This is a genomic window from Streptomyces sp. NBC_01618 (genome assembly GCF_045209435.1).
In the GTDB taxonomy this organism is placed as follows: domain Bacteria; phylum Actinomycetota; class Actinomycetes; order Streptomycetales; family Streptomycetaceae; genus Streptomyces.
The window spans coordinates 1,078,649-1,094,649 of record NZ_CP109297.1; the positions used below are offsets into that span (position 1 = coordinate 1,078,649).

The 16,001-nt window shown below is 70.5% G+C and carries 13 protein-coding genes and 1 pseudogene; 6 read left to right on the forward strand and 8 right to left on the reverse strand.

Annotated elements, in window-relative coordinates:
* Nucleotides 1-120: 120 nt before the first annotated feature.
* Entirely contained in the window at nt 121-1,227 is a 1,107-nt protein-coding gene (locus OH735_RS05160; protein WP_406379851.1) for a threonine synthase, read from the forward strand.
* A gap of 412 nt (nt 1,228-1,639) precedes the next feature.
* Here OH735_RS05160 and OH735_RS05165 read toward each other — a convergent pair whose 3' ends face one another.
* Complete coding sequence (locus OH735_RS05165) at nt 1,640-1,975, reverse strand: hypothetical protein (protein WP_406379853.1); 336 nt, start codon at nt 1,973-1,975, stop codon at nt 1,640-1,642.
* A gap of 34 nt (nt 1,976-2,009) precedes the next feature.
* The gene (locus OH735_RS05170) at nt 2,010-5,498 is read right to left on the reverse strand and encodes a putative Ig domain-containing protein (protein WP_406379855.1); all 3,489 of its coding nucleotides are present in this window, start codon (nt 5,496-5,498) and stop codon (nt 2,010-2,012) included.
* Nucleotides 5,499-6,059: 561 nt separating this feature from the next.
* On the opposite strand from OH735_RS05170, the gene OH735_RS05175 reads away from it, so the two are divergent.
* Nucleotides 6,060-7,175 carry an ROK family protein gene (locus OH735_RS05175; RefSeq protein ID WP_406379857.1) on the forward strand — a complete coding sequence of 372 codons (1,116 nt, stop codon included), beginning with the start codon at nt 6,060-6,062 and terminating at the stop codon, nt 7,173-7,175.
* A 204-nt stretch (nt 7,176-7,379) separates the two neighbouring features.
* Here OH735_RS05175 and OH735_RS05180 read toward each other — a convergent pair whose 3' ends face one another.
* Nucleotides 7,380-8,981: a peptide-N4-asparagine amidase gene (locus OH735_RS05180; protein WP_406379859.1), complete on the reverse strand. Its 1,602-nt coding sequence runs from the start codon at nt 8,979-8,981 to the stop codon at nt 7,380-7,382.
* Between the two features lie 169 nt (nt 8,982-9,150).
* Between OH735_RS05180 and OH735_RS05185 the strand changes: the two are divergent.
* Nucleotides 9,151-9,544, forward strand: a pseudogene (locus OH735_RS05185) (hypothetical protein); the annotation flags it as partial.
* Here OH735_RS05185 and OH735_RS05190 read toward each other — a convergent pair.
* Both OH735_RS05190 and OH735_RS05195 read right to left on the reverse strand, forming a co-directional pair.
* Entirely contained in the window at nt 9,540-9,719 is a 180-nt protein-coding gene (locus tag OH735_RS05190) for a hypothetical protein (protein WP_406386942.1), read from the reverse strand. The pseudogene OH735_RS05185 and the gene OH735_RS05190 overlap by 5 nt on opposite strands.
* Nucleotides 9,720-9,937: 218 nt before the next feature.
* Nucleotides 9,938-10,318, reverse strand: a complete 381-nt coding sequence (locus tag OH735_RS05195) for a hypothetical protein (protein ID WP_406379861.1) — start codon at nt 10,316-10,318, stop codon at nt 9,938-9,940.
* A gap of 470 nt (nt 10,319-10,788) precedes the next feature.
* Here OH735_RS05195 and OH735_RS05200 point away from each other — a divergent pair, with 470 nt between their 5' ends.
* Nucleotides 10,789-11,271, forward strand: coding sequence for a Rieske (2Fe-2S) protein (locus tag OH735_RS05200; protein WP_406379863.1), 483 nt, complete (start codon nt 10,789-10,791; stop codon nt 11,269-11,271).
* Here the strand turns inward: OH735_RS05200 and OH735_RS05205 are convergent.
* Entirely contained in the window at nt 11,268-11,951 is a 684-nt protein-coding gene (locus tag OH735_RS05205) for a cysteine hydrolase (protein ID WP_406379865.1), read from the reverse strand. The two genes, OH735_RS05200 and OH735_RS05205, sit on opposite strands and share 4 nt — an antisense overlap.
* A 110-nt stretch (nt 11,952-12,061) precedes the next feature.
* Between OH735_RS05205 and OH735_RS05210 the strand changes: the two genes are divergently transcribed.
* On the forward strand, nt 12,062-12,538 hold the full coding sequence (locus tag OH735_RS05210) for a pyridoxamine 5'-phosphate oxidase family protein (protein ID WP_406379867.1): 477 nt from the start codon (nt 12,062-12,064) through the stop codon (nt 12,536-12,538).
* 102 nt (nt 12,539-12,640) lie between these two features.
* Here OH735_RS05210 and OH735_RS05215 read toward each other — a convergent pair whose 3' ends face one another.
* Nucleotides 12,641-13,555 (reverse strand): LysR family transcriptional regulator, encoded by a 915-nt coding sequence (locus OH735_RS05215; RefSeq protein WP_406379869.1) that lies wholly within the window; start codon nt 13,553-13,555, stop codon nt 12,641-12,643.
* Nucleotides 13,556-13,629: 74 nt separating this feature from the next.
* Between OH735_RS05215 and OH735_RS05220 the strand changes: the two genes are divergently transcribed.
* Nucleotides 13,630-14,676: a DMT family transporter gene (locus OH735_RS05220; protein WP_406379871.1), complete on the forward strand. Its 1,047-nt coding sequence runs from the start codon at nt 13,630-13,632 to the stop codon at nt 14,674-14,676.
* On the opposite strand, the gene OH735_RS05225 is transcribed toward OH735_RS05220, so the two are convergent.
* The gene (locus tag OH735_RS05225; protein WP_406379872.1) at nt 14,667-15,998 is read right to left on the reverse strand and encodes an aminotransferase class I/II-fold pyridoxal phosphate-dependent enzyme; all 1,332 of its coding nucleotides are present in this window, start codon (nt 15,996-15,998) and stop codon (nt 14,667-14,669) included. The two genes, OH735_RS05220 and OH735_RS05225, sit on opposite strands and share 10 nt — an antisense overlap.
* Between the last annotated feature and the right edge of the window lie 3 nt (nt 15,999-16,001).

Below are 16,001 nucleotides of genomic sequence, written 5' to 3' on the forward strand. Positions count from 1 at the left end.
GACGCGGGTCGTTCCGGCGGAAACATCGGCGCCGCAACGCGGCTGCCGTATACCAGTCATGACACAACGTCACCACTCGGCACATCCACCCCTTGCTCCACCTGCGCATAACCTGCGCACATGACACCACTACCGGATTGTTTCTGTCCCACGGACGGCACCCGCGTCCCGGCCGGCTCGCTCGCCTGGTGCTGTCCGGTCTGCCGCGGCCCGCTCGATCTGGACTTCGCGCCGACACCCGCGCCCCTCACGTCCCTTGCCGGGCGGGTGAATTCGCTGTGGCGCTACGCGGAGTGCCTGCCGCTGGCCGCGCCCACGGTCAGCCTGGGCGAAGGCCGCACCCCTCTTGTCCCCCTCCGTGACGGCATCTTCGCCAAGCTCGACTTCCTCATGCCGACCCTGTCGTTCAAGGACCGCGGGGCGGTGCTGCTGGCCGAGCTGGCGCTGCGGCTGAAGCCCCGGCAGGTGCTCGCGGACAGCAGCGGCAACGCGGGCACGGCGATCGCCGCGTACTGCGCGCGGGCCGGGCTGCCCTGCACGGTGTACGTCTCCGAGAGCACCTCACCGAAGAAGCTGGAGCAGATCGAGGCGCACGGGGCACGGCTGCGCGTGGTCGAGGGCGACCGGGAGGCGACGGCACGGGCGGCGCGCGAGGCGGCGGACGAGGAGGGCATCTTCTACGCCTCGCACGTCTTCAACCCGTACTTCCTGCACGGTACGAAGACCTACGTCCACGAGCTCTGGGAGGACCTCGGTGGACGGCTCCCCGATGTCGTCGTCGTGCCCGTCGGCAATGGCACGCTGCTGCTCGGCGCCGCCCTCGCGGTCGCCGAACTGCACGGCGCGGGCCTCATCGACCGCCGGCCCGCCCTGTACGCCGTCCAGTCCGCAGCGGTCGCTCCGCTGGCCCATGCCTGGTCCGAGGGCGCGGACGACCTCGTCGGCGTCACGCCCATGGCGCCCACCTTCGCCGAGGGCATCGCGATCCCCCGGCCGCCGCGGGCGCGGCAGATTCTGCGAGCGGTGCGGGAGTCGGGCGGCACGTTTCTTACGGTGACGGAGGATCAGATCCGGCACGCACAGATGGACCTGGCCTCGCAGGGGCTGTACGTGGAGTCGACGGGCGTGGCTTGCTGGGCGGCTGTTCGGGAGGGCGTACTGAGGGAGCGTACGGCAGTGGTGCCGTTGTGCGGGGCGGGCATAAAGACGGGGCCGGCGCGGCGGTAGGGCGGCGGCGCTCGCCGGACTCGACGGTCAGGAGCAGCCCGTGGCCGCGTCGTCGCCGGGGACGGTGGCCGAGCGCGACCGCCGCCCGCACCGTGCTCGCCCGCAAGCTCACGAGATCCACAGCGCCGACACCGCCGCGGCACGCCCAGCACCCGACCGACCGGTCCGGCGCCGTTCTCGAGACGGCCGGCCAATCTGGCCAAGCTCGTCGGCATCGCCCCTCCCGGCCGCGAAACGTGACGTCCCACAGACCGCACCTCAAGTACGGCACGTCAATGAGGTGCGGTCTGCAGGACGTTCTTTTTGACCTCCTTGCAAGCTCCACAGCCCCGACCAGACCATGCCAGCTGTACCTACCGCTGGCGAAGGGCTCGCCGGCCACAAGGTCCTGCTGATCAGCCTCCTGCGCAACTCACCCCGAGGGCCGTTGGCCAATGGCCGGTTCAGGCCACGGCAGTTGCCGTACGCCGAACGCGTCGCAGACCATCCACGACCCGTTGGTTGTGGTGATGGTGACTGTGTTGTCGCCTGCCTTCAGGTTGGCGGCAGGCAGTGTCACGTTCAGCGTGGACGGTTTGATGCCGTCGGCCCCGCGGTGGCCACGGCCACCGCCGGCGCGGCCGTGGGCGGTGCCCACGGCCGCGCCGCTGCGCCCGAGCCGAAGCGCGGGTGGAACGGCATCGTGGGTGTCGTACAGCCAGGCGGTGAACGTCGGATCAGCGCTCGGCGAGGTAGCGGGCTCGCACACTCACCGCTCGATCACCCGGGTACCTCCGTCGTCATCAGGCGCCTCCATCCGGTTTGGCCCGCACCTGCACCTCGGCCAGCGACAACGGGTTGCTGCCCGATTCGAGCTGGACCCGTACGTAGCGGCCACGTAGGCCGGCCAGGTCGATCCGGGTCGGCAGCCCGGCCTGGTCCGGCTGGTGCAGGGCGGTGACGCCGGGCGCGGTGCGTGCGGCTTCCAGCGAGTCGCCGGTGATCGGGGACTCGGACACCAGGACCCAGTAGTTCGACAGGCGGCCGGCACAGCAGTCGGTCCGGTTCCAGATCTCGATCTGGTCGATGGCGTAATTGGCCTCGAGATCCACCTGCCACCATGCCTGGTTCGACGACTCGGCGGTGTGGGTGACCGACCCGGCCCCGTACGCGCCGTCGGTGTTGCCGTCGACCGCCCGGCTCGGGACGCCGTCCCAGGCCAGGCTCTGCTGCGTCGCCGGCTTGCCTACAGCGACGTTGGGCAGCAAGACCTCGAACGTCTGCGTGGTCCGGGTGGTGACGGACTGAGCGGTCGCCGATACCGTGACCGTGGCCTTGCCGAGCGAATTCGCCGCCGGGGTGACCGGCAACTTGACGATCTTGGACTCGCCCGCAACCAGCGTGACCGACTGCTTGTCCGCCGTCCACCCCGACGGGACGTCCGCCTGCACCGTCGCGGTGCCGGTCATGTTGCTGTCGACCTTGACCGGGACCAGGTTGGGCCGCCCCGCGTCCAGGCTCGCCGGGGCGACAGTGATGTCCACCGGATTGGCGATCTTCAGCGGAACCTGGACCGGCGCCACCGGGACGCCGGTCACCCGAGCCGAGGCGGTGAGCACGGCCTCGCCGAGCGGGGAATCAGGTTTGGCGCTGATCCGGAACGAGCGGGTCACCGTCTCACCGGACGCGAGCCCGGAGAACTTCGCCGAGCCAGGCTCGACGCTCACCGACTCAGGCCCGGCCAGCGACACCACACCCGACGCCGACTGAGGACTGTCATTGCGCACGGTGACCGAAACGTCGACGGATCCACCCCGGGTCAGCGTGCTGCTCTCGACACGAGTGGTGAGGGTGATCTGAGGCGGCGCCAGGGGCGGAGTCACCTTCATGTCGTAACTGATCGACGCGTCCGCAACCCCCCCACCGTTGCGGGCGGTGATCGTGAACCTGCTGCGACCATTCGCGGTGGGGATACCGGTGATCCCCCCGGTGTCCTTGTTCAACGTCAACCCGGCCGGCAGCGCTCCCGAGGTGACCTCGTACCGGATGGTCTGCGGGGTACTCGAGGCGACCTTGAACTCGTACAGCTTGCCGACGTGGGCGTCCGGCAGCTCGGGCGTGGTGAACCCCGGCGTCGGAGTCTTCACAGCCTGCGGCTCGCCGATCGGCTTACCGGCCGAGTCCAGCTGCTGCAGCGACCAGGATTGCCCGGGGGTGACGACACTCAGATGCCAGTTGGTCGACTGGTCACGCATCCGCGCCTTCTGCGCCTCCGTGAAGGCTCCCAGGTTGCGGGCCGTCTCCCACTGCTTGATGGCGTCGAGGACCTTCAGGCCGTTGTCGCCGCCGGCGGTGAGGTTGGCGACAGACCCCTGGAATCCGACACCGGCGTTGAGTCCCGCGCCGCGCGCCAGCTTGCTCTCGATGCTCAGCAGGCCCTCCTGGCCGCTGAGGCTGATCCAACCCAACATCCCGGGAAGGTAGTTGTTCTTGTAGAACTCGTTGTTGATGAAGACCTGATTCATCGAGGTGGAGGCGATCTCGCCCCAGCTCGCGCGGGTGAGCGCGTCCCAGGTGTTGGAGGTCATGCGGCTCGTCTCGGTGATGAAGCCGTCCTTGGCCTTGTTCTGCTCGTACGCGCCGTTGATGAGCAGGGCCTGCCCGTACGAGCCCCAGCCGGACTCCGACGCCGACTCCACGCCGTCGTAGGAGTTGGAACGGATACCGGTGTCGTTCCAGGCGGTGGCCAGGCGGGTGGAGATCTCCTTGATGATGCCGGGTCCGCCGACTGGTCCGCCGTACTGGTTGACGAAGACGCGGGCGGCCGTCTTCCCCGTGGCGTGGGCCGCGGCGACCGAACCCCACTGGGCGCGCTTGACGCCGGTGACCTGCCACTCGTCGCCGGTCTTCTGCGCGGTGTCGTACGAGACGAACTCGTCGCCGATGCGCAGGATCTTGCCGTACCCCAGGCCACCCGCGAAGAGGGCGCCCGAGTCGAGGAAGAGCGTGGTGTCGCCTGCGGCGAGGGGGCGGGTGACCTTGGCCCGGCCGCCGAGGGCGAGGCGGGAGTCGGCCGGAGCGGGGCTGACGTACGGGTCGTTGGTGCTGATGAAGTCGGAGATGGTGTGCACGCCGAGGCGTACGCCGTTGGAAGCGGCCAGGTCCACCGCCGCCTTGGCGCCCGCGTCGCTGCCGCCGAGGCTGGAGTTGAACTGATAGTGCCCGGTGCTCTGCCAGGGCCCCACGGCATTGGGCAGCGAGTAGATGTAGCCGATGCCCGCGGCCTTCGCGAAGCGGGCGGCGGCCGGGATCGTGTCCGTCCTCAGGTCGCCGAGCACGAGGAACGACTGGCTACTGGCCTGCGCGGCCTTCTGCCACTGGCCGTTCTGCGTCGGATACGGCAAACCCTCGCCGGAGGCGACGGCGGACAGGACGGTCGGGGCCATGCCGGGCGTGGTGCCGAACAGAGCCACCTTGGAGCCGGTGACGCGCGCGCTGTGGTCGGGCAGCGGCCCGACAGGAATGCGGTAGCCGTTGATGTTCTGGCGCTCGCGCTCCTTGGTGTAGTCGTACGTGAAGGCGCGCAGCACCGATCCCCACGGCGTCCTCCCGGCCGCGCTCCACTCCTCGTGCGGGGCGACCTCGAGCCTCGACGGGTTGTCGGCGACCTCGCTCTCCCAGCCGTAGTCCTGGTACTCCTGCGGCCACGCGCCTTCCGTGCGGTCGGTCAGGGGGCGCAGGCCGATGGCGAAGGAGTCGTCGCGCACGATGCCGACCGTCTCGCCGACGGTCCGGGTGATGTCCGTGGCGAGCGGGCCCCACAGCAGGGTCTGTACGTCGGCGCCGTCCGGGGCATGGACACGTACGGCTTCGAGCGTCGTGTACGTGCCCTTGTCGACGGCCCGTACGTCTACCTCGTAACCGGCCTTGCTGTTGCTGAAGGTGAGCACGCCGCCGTCGCGGACCACACGCGTGGGCCGTATCTGCTTTCCGTCGATGACGAGGCTGACGAGGGACGCGGCCTTGCCGGGGGCCAGATAGTCCAGGCCGGTGCGTGAGTCCAGGAGGCCGGTCACGGTCCCTGTCCCGTCCAGGCCGATGGACAGGTAGCCGGCGGAGAGCGAGAGGGCGCCGCTGACGCCGTTGTCCACGGCGAGCTGGGAGGCGGGGGTCGCGCCGGTTGCCGGGGTGGTCATCGGGATGCCAAGGCTCAGGGCGAGCGCGCCCGTCAGGACGGTGGCGCGCCACGCCTGCGGGCGTCTCGGGCGTCTCGGGTGTCTCGGGTGCCTCATGGTCGGTCCTCTCCTGCCGCTGTGCACGGCACACGGTCCGGCGGGGCGGGTCCCTGCCGGGTGGGATGGGGGTGGTGCGGTAGGACGTCGAACGCTTCAGGCGCGGCAGGGACACCAGGCCGATGCCCGCCAAGGGCAGACAGCAGGACGACTTCGACACCGGAGGGCGGCCCGCGCGGCCGGCCCCCCAGGCCGGTCGCCCACTCCCCGAGCCGTACGGTGAACGGCACCGCCGGCCGGACGGCGGCCGTGAACACCGGGCCGCGCAGCAGGATCAGGCGGTGCACGTGCCGCCGCTGACGCGGCAAGTACCGTGCAGCACACCCCCGTTCGGCCCACCGCGACGAGCAGAGCCGGACGCGCTGTCGGACCCGGCGGGTGAGCAGGCGCCCGCAGCCAGGCCGAGAGCAAGGAGCGGTACGGCTGCTTTGGCGATGTGATCCACGGTCGTCCTCGATCCGGACTTCGGCATCAAGCCCGCTTATTTTTGCTACCTTCTTAAATAAGGTGGCTCGATAGTGCATCGGGTCCGCTACCGCGTCAAGAGGGTCGAGGGAAAACATGTCCATCACCGGAGGCGACTCATCACTGCTCCGGCGCCTCAACCAGGCCGCTGTGATGCGCGCTCTGCACGAGGCGGAGGAACTCACACTGACCGAACTCGTCAAGGCCACCGCTGTCACCCGGGCGACCGTGGAGAACGCGCTGACCGGGTTGGCTGAGCAGCGGCTCGTCGAGGTGGTGACTCCCGAAGCCGTCGGCGGGCGGCGCCAGATCGGCCGCCCCGCCAAGCGCTACCGCTTCCGCGCCGAGTCCGGCTGCGTGCTCGGCCTCGACATCGGCGTGCACAAGGTCCTCGCCGTCGTCGCCGACCTGCGCGGCGGGGTGCTCGGGGTGCGGCGCGCCTCGGTCCAGCCCTCGCTGCCCGCGCAGGAACGGCTCGCAGCCGCCCGCGCGCTCGGCCACCGAACGCTGCGCGGCGCCGGGATGCGCGCCGCCGATGTGCGCGCGGTCGGCGCGGGCACGACGGGCATCGTCTCCACGGACGGCGCCGTCACGCTCAGCTCGCGCCTCGCGGACTGGGCCGGTACGGATCTGACCACCGCGCTCACCGAGGCGTTCGACGCGCCGGCCGTCGCCGGGAACGACGCCTCCTACGCGACGCTCGGCGAACACTGGCGCGGCGTGGCCGCCGGCCACCAGGACGTGCTCTGCGTGCACGTCGGGCGTCGCGTCAGCGCCGGCGTGCTGCTGGGCGGCAGGCTGCACGGCGGACGCAACGGCGCGGCGGGCGAGATCGGTGTCCTGCCCGGCTCCGGCTGGCACACCGCCCCGGGCCGGCTGCCCGACCGCTGGGCCGATCCCGAGGCCCTGTTCGCCGCCGCCCGCGAAGGGGACGCGCACGCACTGCGGGTCCTCGACGACTTCGCGGCGGACCTGGTGCAGGGTGTCGCGGCGATGGTCCTGACCGTCGACCCGGAGCTCGTCGTCATCGGCGGCGGCCTGTCCCGCTTCGGGGACCTGCTGCTGACCCCGCTGCGTGCCCGCCTCGCCGAACTGTGCCTGTTCCCCGTGGAGGTGGCCGCGTCCACCCTGGGCGACGAGGCGGTCGCGCTCGGCGGCGCACGGCTCGCACTCGACCAGGTGGAGAAGGAGTTGTTCGGCGTGGCGGACTGACGGCACCGCCACGCCTCGGCCCCGGGAAATGGGCAACCGCCGCGCCGACGGACCGGAACACCTATCCGGGCCGCCCTCGACTGGTGCATTTTCTTCCGCTTTTCGGTCTGACCGTACGCGGTGCGCTGCGGCGGGACGACCGTGTACCGGCATAGCTCCGGCGAGGTACGCGGGGCCCTGCGCGCGCAGGGCCCCGCGTCAGGTTCAGCAGCCCGTACGATCCTCCGTCAGGGTGCCCTGCTCGGTCCGCAGTGTGCGGTCGTAGCAGCCTTCCGACCCGTCCAGCCGGTAGTGCTCGCTCGACGTGCCGACGGCATGCCGCTGGTCACGCGGAGCACCCAGCGTCCAGGCGGCGTCGCCGGTGTAGGTGTCGTCGAGCCGGGACCAGGAGATGCGCTTGCCGGCACGGACGACCGAGGTGTCCGCGCGGTCCCCGAGCGTGAGGACGGTGCGCAGCCGGTTGTCCGTGCCGATCGTGATCTCGCCGTCCATGGTGTAGACGCGGTGGGTGTGCGCGACGCGCGCCGGGCCCCGGCCGTCCACGGTCACCGTCTCGTCGTCGTCCCAGCGGGCCGTGAGCCCGTCGGTGTTCTCGTCTTCCGTCCAGCGGTGGACGGAGGTGTTGGCGAGGGTCCGCGAGACGGTGGTCTCGACGCGCCCGTGCGAGGTGTCGACATAGCCGGCGACAGTCAGCCGGTGGCCGCCCTCGGTGTCGAGCCGGTTTAGTGAACCGGGCGTGAACGTCGTCGAGTTGGCCAGGTCGCTCTCATCGTGCTTCGTGAGCGCCCCGGTGACGTGCTCGCTGCCCTCGTCCTGCCAGACCAGCACATTGGCGGGCGTGTTCCAGCCGCTCTGTCCGGCGGGCAGTCCGGCGACCGACACCTCGACGCGGTGCTCGCGCCCGTCGTTGAGAATGCCCGCGAACGGCGTCAGGTCGTACTGAATCGGCTTCACGTCGAAGGCACGCGGTGCCGGAACGACGTACCACAGGAAGGGGTTGGACCAGCCGCCGGTCCATACGTTCGGGAACGGCGCCGCGATTCCGGCAAGTTGGCCGTCGACCTTGACCTGCACCTCGCGGTACGGGCCCTTGTCCGCCTTGCACGAGTAGGGCGCGGAGCCCGGCACGGTCAGGTACCAGAACTCCTCGCAGCCGCCGCCGGATCCGGTGGCGTACACCTCGGCGACGATGCGCTCGGAGTTGCGCGGCGTGGTGAGCCGGGCGCCCTCCAGCGGGAGCACCTTGTCGGGCGTCTCGGCGGCCTTCGTACGGCCCTCGGCGGCATAGAAGGTCAGCGTGACCTTGGCGTCGATGACGCCGGTGTACGTCTCATCGACGACATTGCCGATGAGCATTTCGATGTCCTGCGCGCGGCGCAGCGTGTCGCTGTAGTGCGTGACGTCCTTCTCCACCGACCAGTTGATGCCGTCGACCGAGGGTTCGGGCGTGGACGTACGGAACATCTCCACGCCGCCGATGCGGAGGTAGCCGAGCCGGTCGAACTGGCGCCCCTTGACCTTTCCGTCGAGGCGCAGCACCACCTTGCTCCAGCGGTCGCCGCACTCCTCCGGCGGGGTGTAACCGCCCCTGTACGGGGTGAAGTCGCGGAACTGTGCCTCGGCGACGGTGACCTGGCAGGAGCGGGTCGGGGGCTTCGCGATGGGCGGCGCCGCGGTCAGCGGGTCGTGCCAGTCGGTGCCGAACTCCGCGGGGACCGGCTCGGCAGCAGCCGCCGGGCTCGCGCCGAGCGCCGAACCGGCGGCCAGCGCCAGCCCGGCGAGCATGGACGTGATCTTACTGTTCATGGGTCAGAAGTGAAGCGCAGGACGAACAACTGCGCCAGAGGCGATTGTTCGATCTTGGCGCCTTCTGTTCCCTTATGTGGAAAAAATCAATTGCCTCGACTGCCGACGGAAACGCGAAGCTTGCACGGTTTGAGCCCATTCGCCACCCCTCAGCGATCCATGGGACGCCTTGCAGCTTCGCGATCTTCCGTTTTCCGATCCCGGTGATCCCGACGTACGGTCAGGCCCCCGCTTTCTGCTGTGGCTTGCCCGGCAACAGCTCGGCGGCCAGCTGAAGTCACTCGGCTGGGGCCTGCTGAACCAGTGCGGAATCGCCGGCCCGCCCCTCGCCGTGGGCGTCGTCGGCCTGCGCGTGCTGCGCGGCATCGGCAGCGAGGGAGCTGTTCCTCGGCCGCTACCGGCAGGCCTCCCAGCAGGTGCGCAAGGCGGCCGTCCGCAGCGCCCGGATGTGGTCGCTGATCTCCGCGGTCCAGGTGCTGCTGCCGGGGCTGCTGATCACCGTGGTCGGGTACGGCGCGAGGCTCGCCCTCGACGGCCGGATCTCCATCGGTGAACTCGTCACGCCTCGAAGGGGGCGAGGTCCGCTGCCTTCCCGTCCTTCGTCAGGATCCGCATCGGCCGGCCTCGGCCGGCGCAGTGCACGCCTGCGCGAATGACGCCCTGCTCCGAAGCGGTTGCGAAGGCAGCGGTGACCTCGTCCGGGTCGGTGACGTCGACGGGGAGGAAGAGGAAGAACAACTGGACCGGACACTCCTCTTCGCTCGCTTGCGCGCGGGCGAGCCGGTCTTCCGAGCGGGGAAGGCGGCGACCCACTGACGGCACATCGTCACTGCCCGGCCGCCTCGGTCGCACTGGTCGCACTGGTCGCACTGCTCGCTCCGGCCACTCCACTCGCCCCGCTCGCCCCGCTCGCCCCGCTCGCCCCGCTCGCCCCGCTCGCCCCGACGACGTAACGCCTACGAACGCAGCACTGCCAGCACTCGGCTGCGCAGAAGCTCGTACTCCGCACGGAGCCGCACGATCTCCGCAGGCCGTTCGATCACATCTCCGCCGACAACTGTCTCGTCGGGGCCGAACTGCTCGCGCGTGAGATCGACTTCGATCCCCATGCCCAGACGGTTCCACCAGTGGTAGTCGACGCGCCCACCCTCGACGTGGACCTCGCCGCGGATCAGCTCACCGCCCAACAGGTCGTGCACCACCAGGGCGGTGACACCGCATTGGTCGCGTGCCGGGTTGTCCGGGGTCCAGTGCGGACGGTGGGTCGGCGTCGCGGTGTCCGCGCCCCATCCGCCGCGAATGGCCTGCTCGAGGTCGTTGAAGTTGGTCAGCGTCATGTCGCTCAGCCTCGCAGACGCCTCTGACAATCACCCTCGACCGGTCACACGTGATCCGTTACGGGCGGACCCCGGTCTCCCGCCGGTGCGGCGCCGACCGGCCGGCGGTTCCACGACACCCATTGGGAGGAACGGTTCCTCGGCCACCCGGATGTACTTCCGGAGAATTACGCGCGCAATTCTCTGCTTCCGCAGGCGGCGGGGCTGACGCGCCCGCTCATGCCGGCGCGCGGTCCTGCCGATGACAATGTGGCCGTCGTGCTGCGCCGGCCGTCTGGTCGCCCAGAAGGAGACGGCGGACAGTCCGTGCCTGCTGGAACGGGACTTCCGCAAGAAGTCCCCGGCACGTTGAACACGGGGGTCTCGCTGCGCGTACCCCTGGTCGGACACGGACGTTGTGAACACCGAGGTCGTAACCACAGAAGTCGCAGACATCGACAGTCGCGAACATCGCAGAAGGGAATGCCGAAATGAGCGCATCGCAGGACCACGAGGTCCGTCCCGGACGTCGGGCCGTTGTCGCAGCGGTCGGGGCCGTCTCGGTGGCTGCCGTACTCGCCGCGTGCGGAAACGAGAAGGACTCGGCGGGTTCGGACACGGTCCAACCGGCCACCGGCGGAAAGGACGGCGGCGGAATGGACGGCGGCGGAATGGACGGCGGCGGCGACGCGCTGGCGAAGACCACCGACATCCCTGAGGGCGGCGGAAAGATCTTCGCCGACCAGGGCGTCGTGGTGACGCAGCCGGAGGCCGGTGACTTCAAGGCGTTCTCGTCGAAGTGCACCCACCAGGGATGCGCTGTGTCGAGCGTGTCGGACGGCACCATCAACTGCCCGTGCCACGGCAGCAAATTCGACCTGCGGACGGGCAGCGTGACGGCTGGGCCGGCGTCCCGGCCGCTGCCCACGAAGGCCATCACGGTCAAGGGCGATTCGATCACCCTCACGTCCTAGTCGTCTTGCCCCGTCCGGCCGCGATCCGCCGGACGGGCCCCGGTCCGCCCTCGGCTCAGCCAGCAGCCGAGTACATCATCGGCGGTCGTGATGGTGGCGACGAGGGCGAGTGTGTTGCGGATCACCGCGGGGGTGTAGTCGGCCGGCACCCCCGCGATGGCGTCGGACGGCACCACCGCCGTATAGCCGAGATTCACCGCGTCGAACACGGCGTTGGGGACGGCGACATTGGCCGAGACACCCGTGACGACGAGCGTCCGGCAGCCGAGGTTACGGAGCAACGCGTCCACGTCCGTACCGGCGATGGGCGAGAGACCGTGCAGCCGGCGCACGACGAGGTCTTCGTCCGCCACCTCGATGGGCGCGGCGATCCGTACCGCCGTGGTGCCCGAGTGCTGTTGTACGGGCAGTCGGCCGGCGGCCCGGAACAGGCGGGCGTTGTTGTTGGCTCCGCGCCCGTCGGGGCGGCGTTCGGCCACCGCGTGCAGTACCTGGACCCCGGCCTCATGGGCGGCCGCCACCAGCCGGGCGACTCGGTGGAGGACCCCTGAGGACCTGGCCTCCTCGGCCAGCTCCGGCAGTGCACTGCCGGGGCCCACGACACCTTGCTGGCATTCGACCGTCAGAAGCACGGTGGTGGCCGGATCGAGCTGCTCGGCGAGCTGTTCCTTCGACGGCACGGCTGCCCCTTTCGGTGGCGGATCGGGCGCGCGAGGCTAACGGCCATTGCGTGACGAGGGAAGAGACTCCATGCTTTCTGACACATAGTCAGCTACCAGGAGGGGTGCTCATGACCGCCATTCAGCGACGGGGCCGTCGGATCATGATGACGGACGCGGAACGCGACACCTATCTCGCCGAGCAGCGGACCTGCCGGGTCGCCACCGTGTCCGCCGACGGCCACCCGCACATCGGCGCCCTCTGGTTCGCCTGGGACGGCACCTCTCTGTGGCTGTACTCGATCACCCGCAGCCTGCGGTGGTCCCAGCTGCGCGACGACCCGAGGATCGCGGTGGTCGTGGACGACGGGGTGGAGTACGCGGATCTGCGCGGCATCGAACTCTCCGGCGCGGCCGCCCCGGTCGGCGAGGCACCCCGTACCGGCGAGCCCTGCCTCGAACTCGACGTTCCGGAGCGGCTGTTCGCGGCGAAGTACTTCGGGATGGACACCATGCCGCACGACGGGCGGCACGCCTGGCTGCGCCTCACCCCGGAGGCCATCACCTCCTGGGACTTCCGGAAGCTCGCAGGGCTGTCCGCGACGTGAGCGGTCTCGGCACAAGAACACAACCGACCCCGACAGAATCTCGTGACCGGCCTCCGCAGGAGAACGTGAGCGGCCTCGACGGGAGAAAACCTGCCTCCCGGCCTACACCGTCGGCGCATCCAACTCCCGGCCGGCCGTCCGCAGCGCCGTCACAGCCGCCCTGATCGACGGACGGCGGTCCGCGTCGGTGCGCCACACGGCGTGGACGTGCCGGCGCATCTTCTGCCGTACCGGCACGAGCCGCACGCCGTCGGGCACCGGCCCACGGCCCAGCCGAGGCGCCACGCAGACGCCCATCCCAGCGGCGATCAGCGCGAGTTGGGTGTGATGCTCGCCCGCCAGATGCGCGATGCGCGGCTCGATGCCCTTCGAGCGCAGGGTGAACATCAGCCAGTCGTAGCAGAACTCGCCCTCGGGCCAGGACACCCAGTCGTCGTCGGCGAACTCCTCCAGATCCACCTCCGCCCGCTCCGCGAGGGGATGACCGGCCGGCATCGCGACATCCGGCGCGTCGTCCAGGAGTTCGGCCTTGGCCAGGCCGCCGGGCACCGGCAGCCGCTTGTTGCTCCAGTCCAGCACGACCGCCAGGTCGATATCGCCTCTGATGACCGCACGGATTCCTTCCTCGGGCTCCAATTCCCGTGTCCGTACGCGCAGTTCGGGGTGGTCGGCGCGCAGCGCCTGGAGCGCCGCGGGGAAGAGCCCGCGCGCTGCCGTCGGAAAGGCAGAGAGCCGTATCTCGCCCACCACCTCCCCGCGCTGCGCCTCGATGTCGGACTGGGCGAGCTCGACCTGGGACAGGATCCGGGCCGCGTGGTCGGCGAGCAGCTGACCGGCGTCGGTGAGCCTGACCCCGCGGCCGTTCTTGGCGAGAAGCTGCTGACCCACCTCCCGCTCCAGCTTCGACATCTGCTGGGAGACCGCCGATGTGGTGACATGCAGCCCCTCGGCGGCACCGCTGACCGAACCGTGCCGGGCGAGTGCGTCCAGGGTGCGCAGGCGCTCCAGGTTCAACATGTAAGCAATGCTACGCGAATTTCCGCACAAAATCTCACTTGTCCTACGCGATTGTTTTCGTCATCGTTGACGGCATGAGCGCGCCGGTCACACCGAGAACCCCTCTTCCTGTCACATCCTCCGCCCCGTCGCGGCCGACCGGGACGGCCACCCATGCCACCACCTCGGCACCCACCGCCCCGGCGCCCCGCGCGACGTCCGCTTCGGTTCTTCCGGCGACGCGGCCGGGGCTGGACTGGCGGATCCGCTTCGGGGCGCTCTCCCTCATCTGGGGCTTCAGCTTCCTTCTGATCAAGGTCGGAACCGAGGGGTACGCACCGTTCCAGGTCACTCTCGGCCGCCTCCTGGCGGGCACGGCCGTGCTGGCCGTCGCGATGGCGGTACGACGGGAACGGCCGCCGCGCGGTGCCCGCACGTGGGGACATCTGGCCGTCGCCGCGTTCTTCCTGAACGCGTTGCCGTTCTCGCTCTTCGCCTACGCCGAGCTGACCATCCCGTCGACCCTGGCCGGAATCTGCAATGCGACCTCGCCCCTGTGGGGCATGGCACTGTCGCTCGTCGCGCTCTCGGAGGACCGGCCGACCCGTCGCCGCGTCGCCGGTCTCGGGCTCGGTTTCCTGGGTGTGCTGACCGTGCTGGGCGCCTGGCAGGGCTTCTCCGGGCTGGACTTCAGCGGTACGGCCATGGCGCTGCTCGCCTCCCTCAGCTATCCGATCGGCTGGATCTACGTCCGCAGAACGCTGGCGGGCACCGGGTCGTCCACGCTCTCCCTGACCGGCAGCCAACTGTTTCTCGGTACGGTGCAGATCGCCCTGGTGACCCCGCTGTTCACCTCGGCCCCCGACGGATTCCCCCTGCTCCCGACCCTGGCCGTGGTCGCCCTGGGGGCACTCGGTACGGGCCTCGCGGTGCTGATCCAGTACGGCCTGGTGGAGGAGGTCGGACCCACGACCGCGCAGATGGTCACCTACTTCATCCCGGTCATCGCCACCGCGGCCGGAGTCCTCGTGCTCGGCGAGCAGCTCAGCTGGAACACTCCGGTCGGCGCCCTCGTGGTCCTGGCGGGCGCCGCCCTGACCCGGAGCAGGGCGCGCGGCGGCAGGACCGGGACTCAGCCGTAGTTCAGCGGTTTCGCCGGTCCGGCCGCCGCCGCCACCGCATCGGCCAGCGGCTCGATGTCACCCTCGGTGAGCGGTGAGACGGTGAGACGGACACCTTGGGGCGCGGTCATCCGGAACCGCGCTCCGGGCGCCACCGCCCAGCCCGCGTGCAGCAGCCGTGCCACGGCCCCGGTCTCGTCGCTCACCGGCACCCACACGTTCATGCCGCTGCGTCCGTGCGCCTCCACACCCCGCTCCTTCAGCGCCCGCACGAGTGCGTCCCGCCGCTGCGCGTACGCCCGCGCCACCTCGCCCGGGTCGACCGCGCCCGAGGCCCACAGATGCACCACGGCCCGTTGCAGCAGTCTGCTGACCCAGCCGGGGCCGAGCCGCTGCCGGCCCGACACCCGGTCGACGGTGACCGGATCGCCGGTCAGCGCGGCGACGCGCAGATCCGGCCCGTACGCCTTGGCCACGGACCGCACGAACGCCCACCGGTCCGTGGCGCCCGCCAGCGGGTACAGCGGGAGATCGACGATGCCGTGCCCGTGGTCGTCCTCGATCAGGAGCACGCCGCGGTGTCCGGCGAGGACGCCCCGTAGCTCGAAGGCGCGCCCGCCGCTGATCGCGGCCCCGGTCGGATTCTGCGCCCGGTCGGTGACGACGAGCGCGCGGGCACCGGCGTTCAGCACGCGCTCCACGTCATCGGGCAGCGGTCCCTCGTCGTCGAGTGCGACGGGCACGGGGCGCAGTCCCAGCGCCGGTACGAGATCGAGCATGCCGCCCCACCCCGGGTCCTCGACAGCCACCGCGTCACCGGGTTTCAGATGCGCGACCAGTACCCGCTCGATGGCGTCCAGCGATCCGGAGGTCGCGACCACAGGTCCGCCCGGCACTCCGTCGGCATCCAGTGCGGCGCGCGCGAGTGCGGCGAACTCCGGGTCCACCGGCGGCTGTCCGTACAGACCGGGGTGTCGCGCATACTCGCCCGCGGCCGCCGCGAACGCCTCTCCCAACGCGGGCAACAGCGCCGGATCGGGGTTTCCCTCCCCCAGGTCCCGCACCCCGGGCGGCGCCTCGACCCGGAGCGAACCGCGCGCCGTACTCGCGGGGCGCGGCCGCACCCTGCTGCCCCGGCGTCCGGCCGTCTCGATCACTCCACGCTCGCGCAGCGTGCGATAGGCGGCCGCCACCGTATTGGGATTCACCCCCAGCAGCTCCGCCAACTCCCGCATTGGCGGCAGCACTTGCCCCGGCGCGAGGTCCCCCGAGCCGACCCCGCGCTCCACACTGGCGGCAATTTCCGATGCGCGCCGCCCAACGATCCGATATTCTCCTAGCACAAA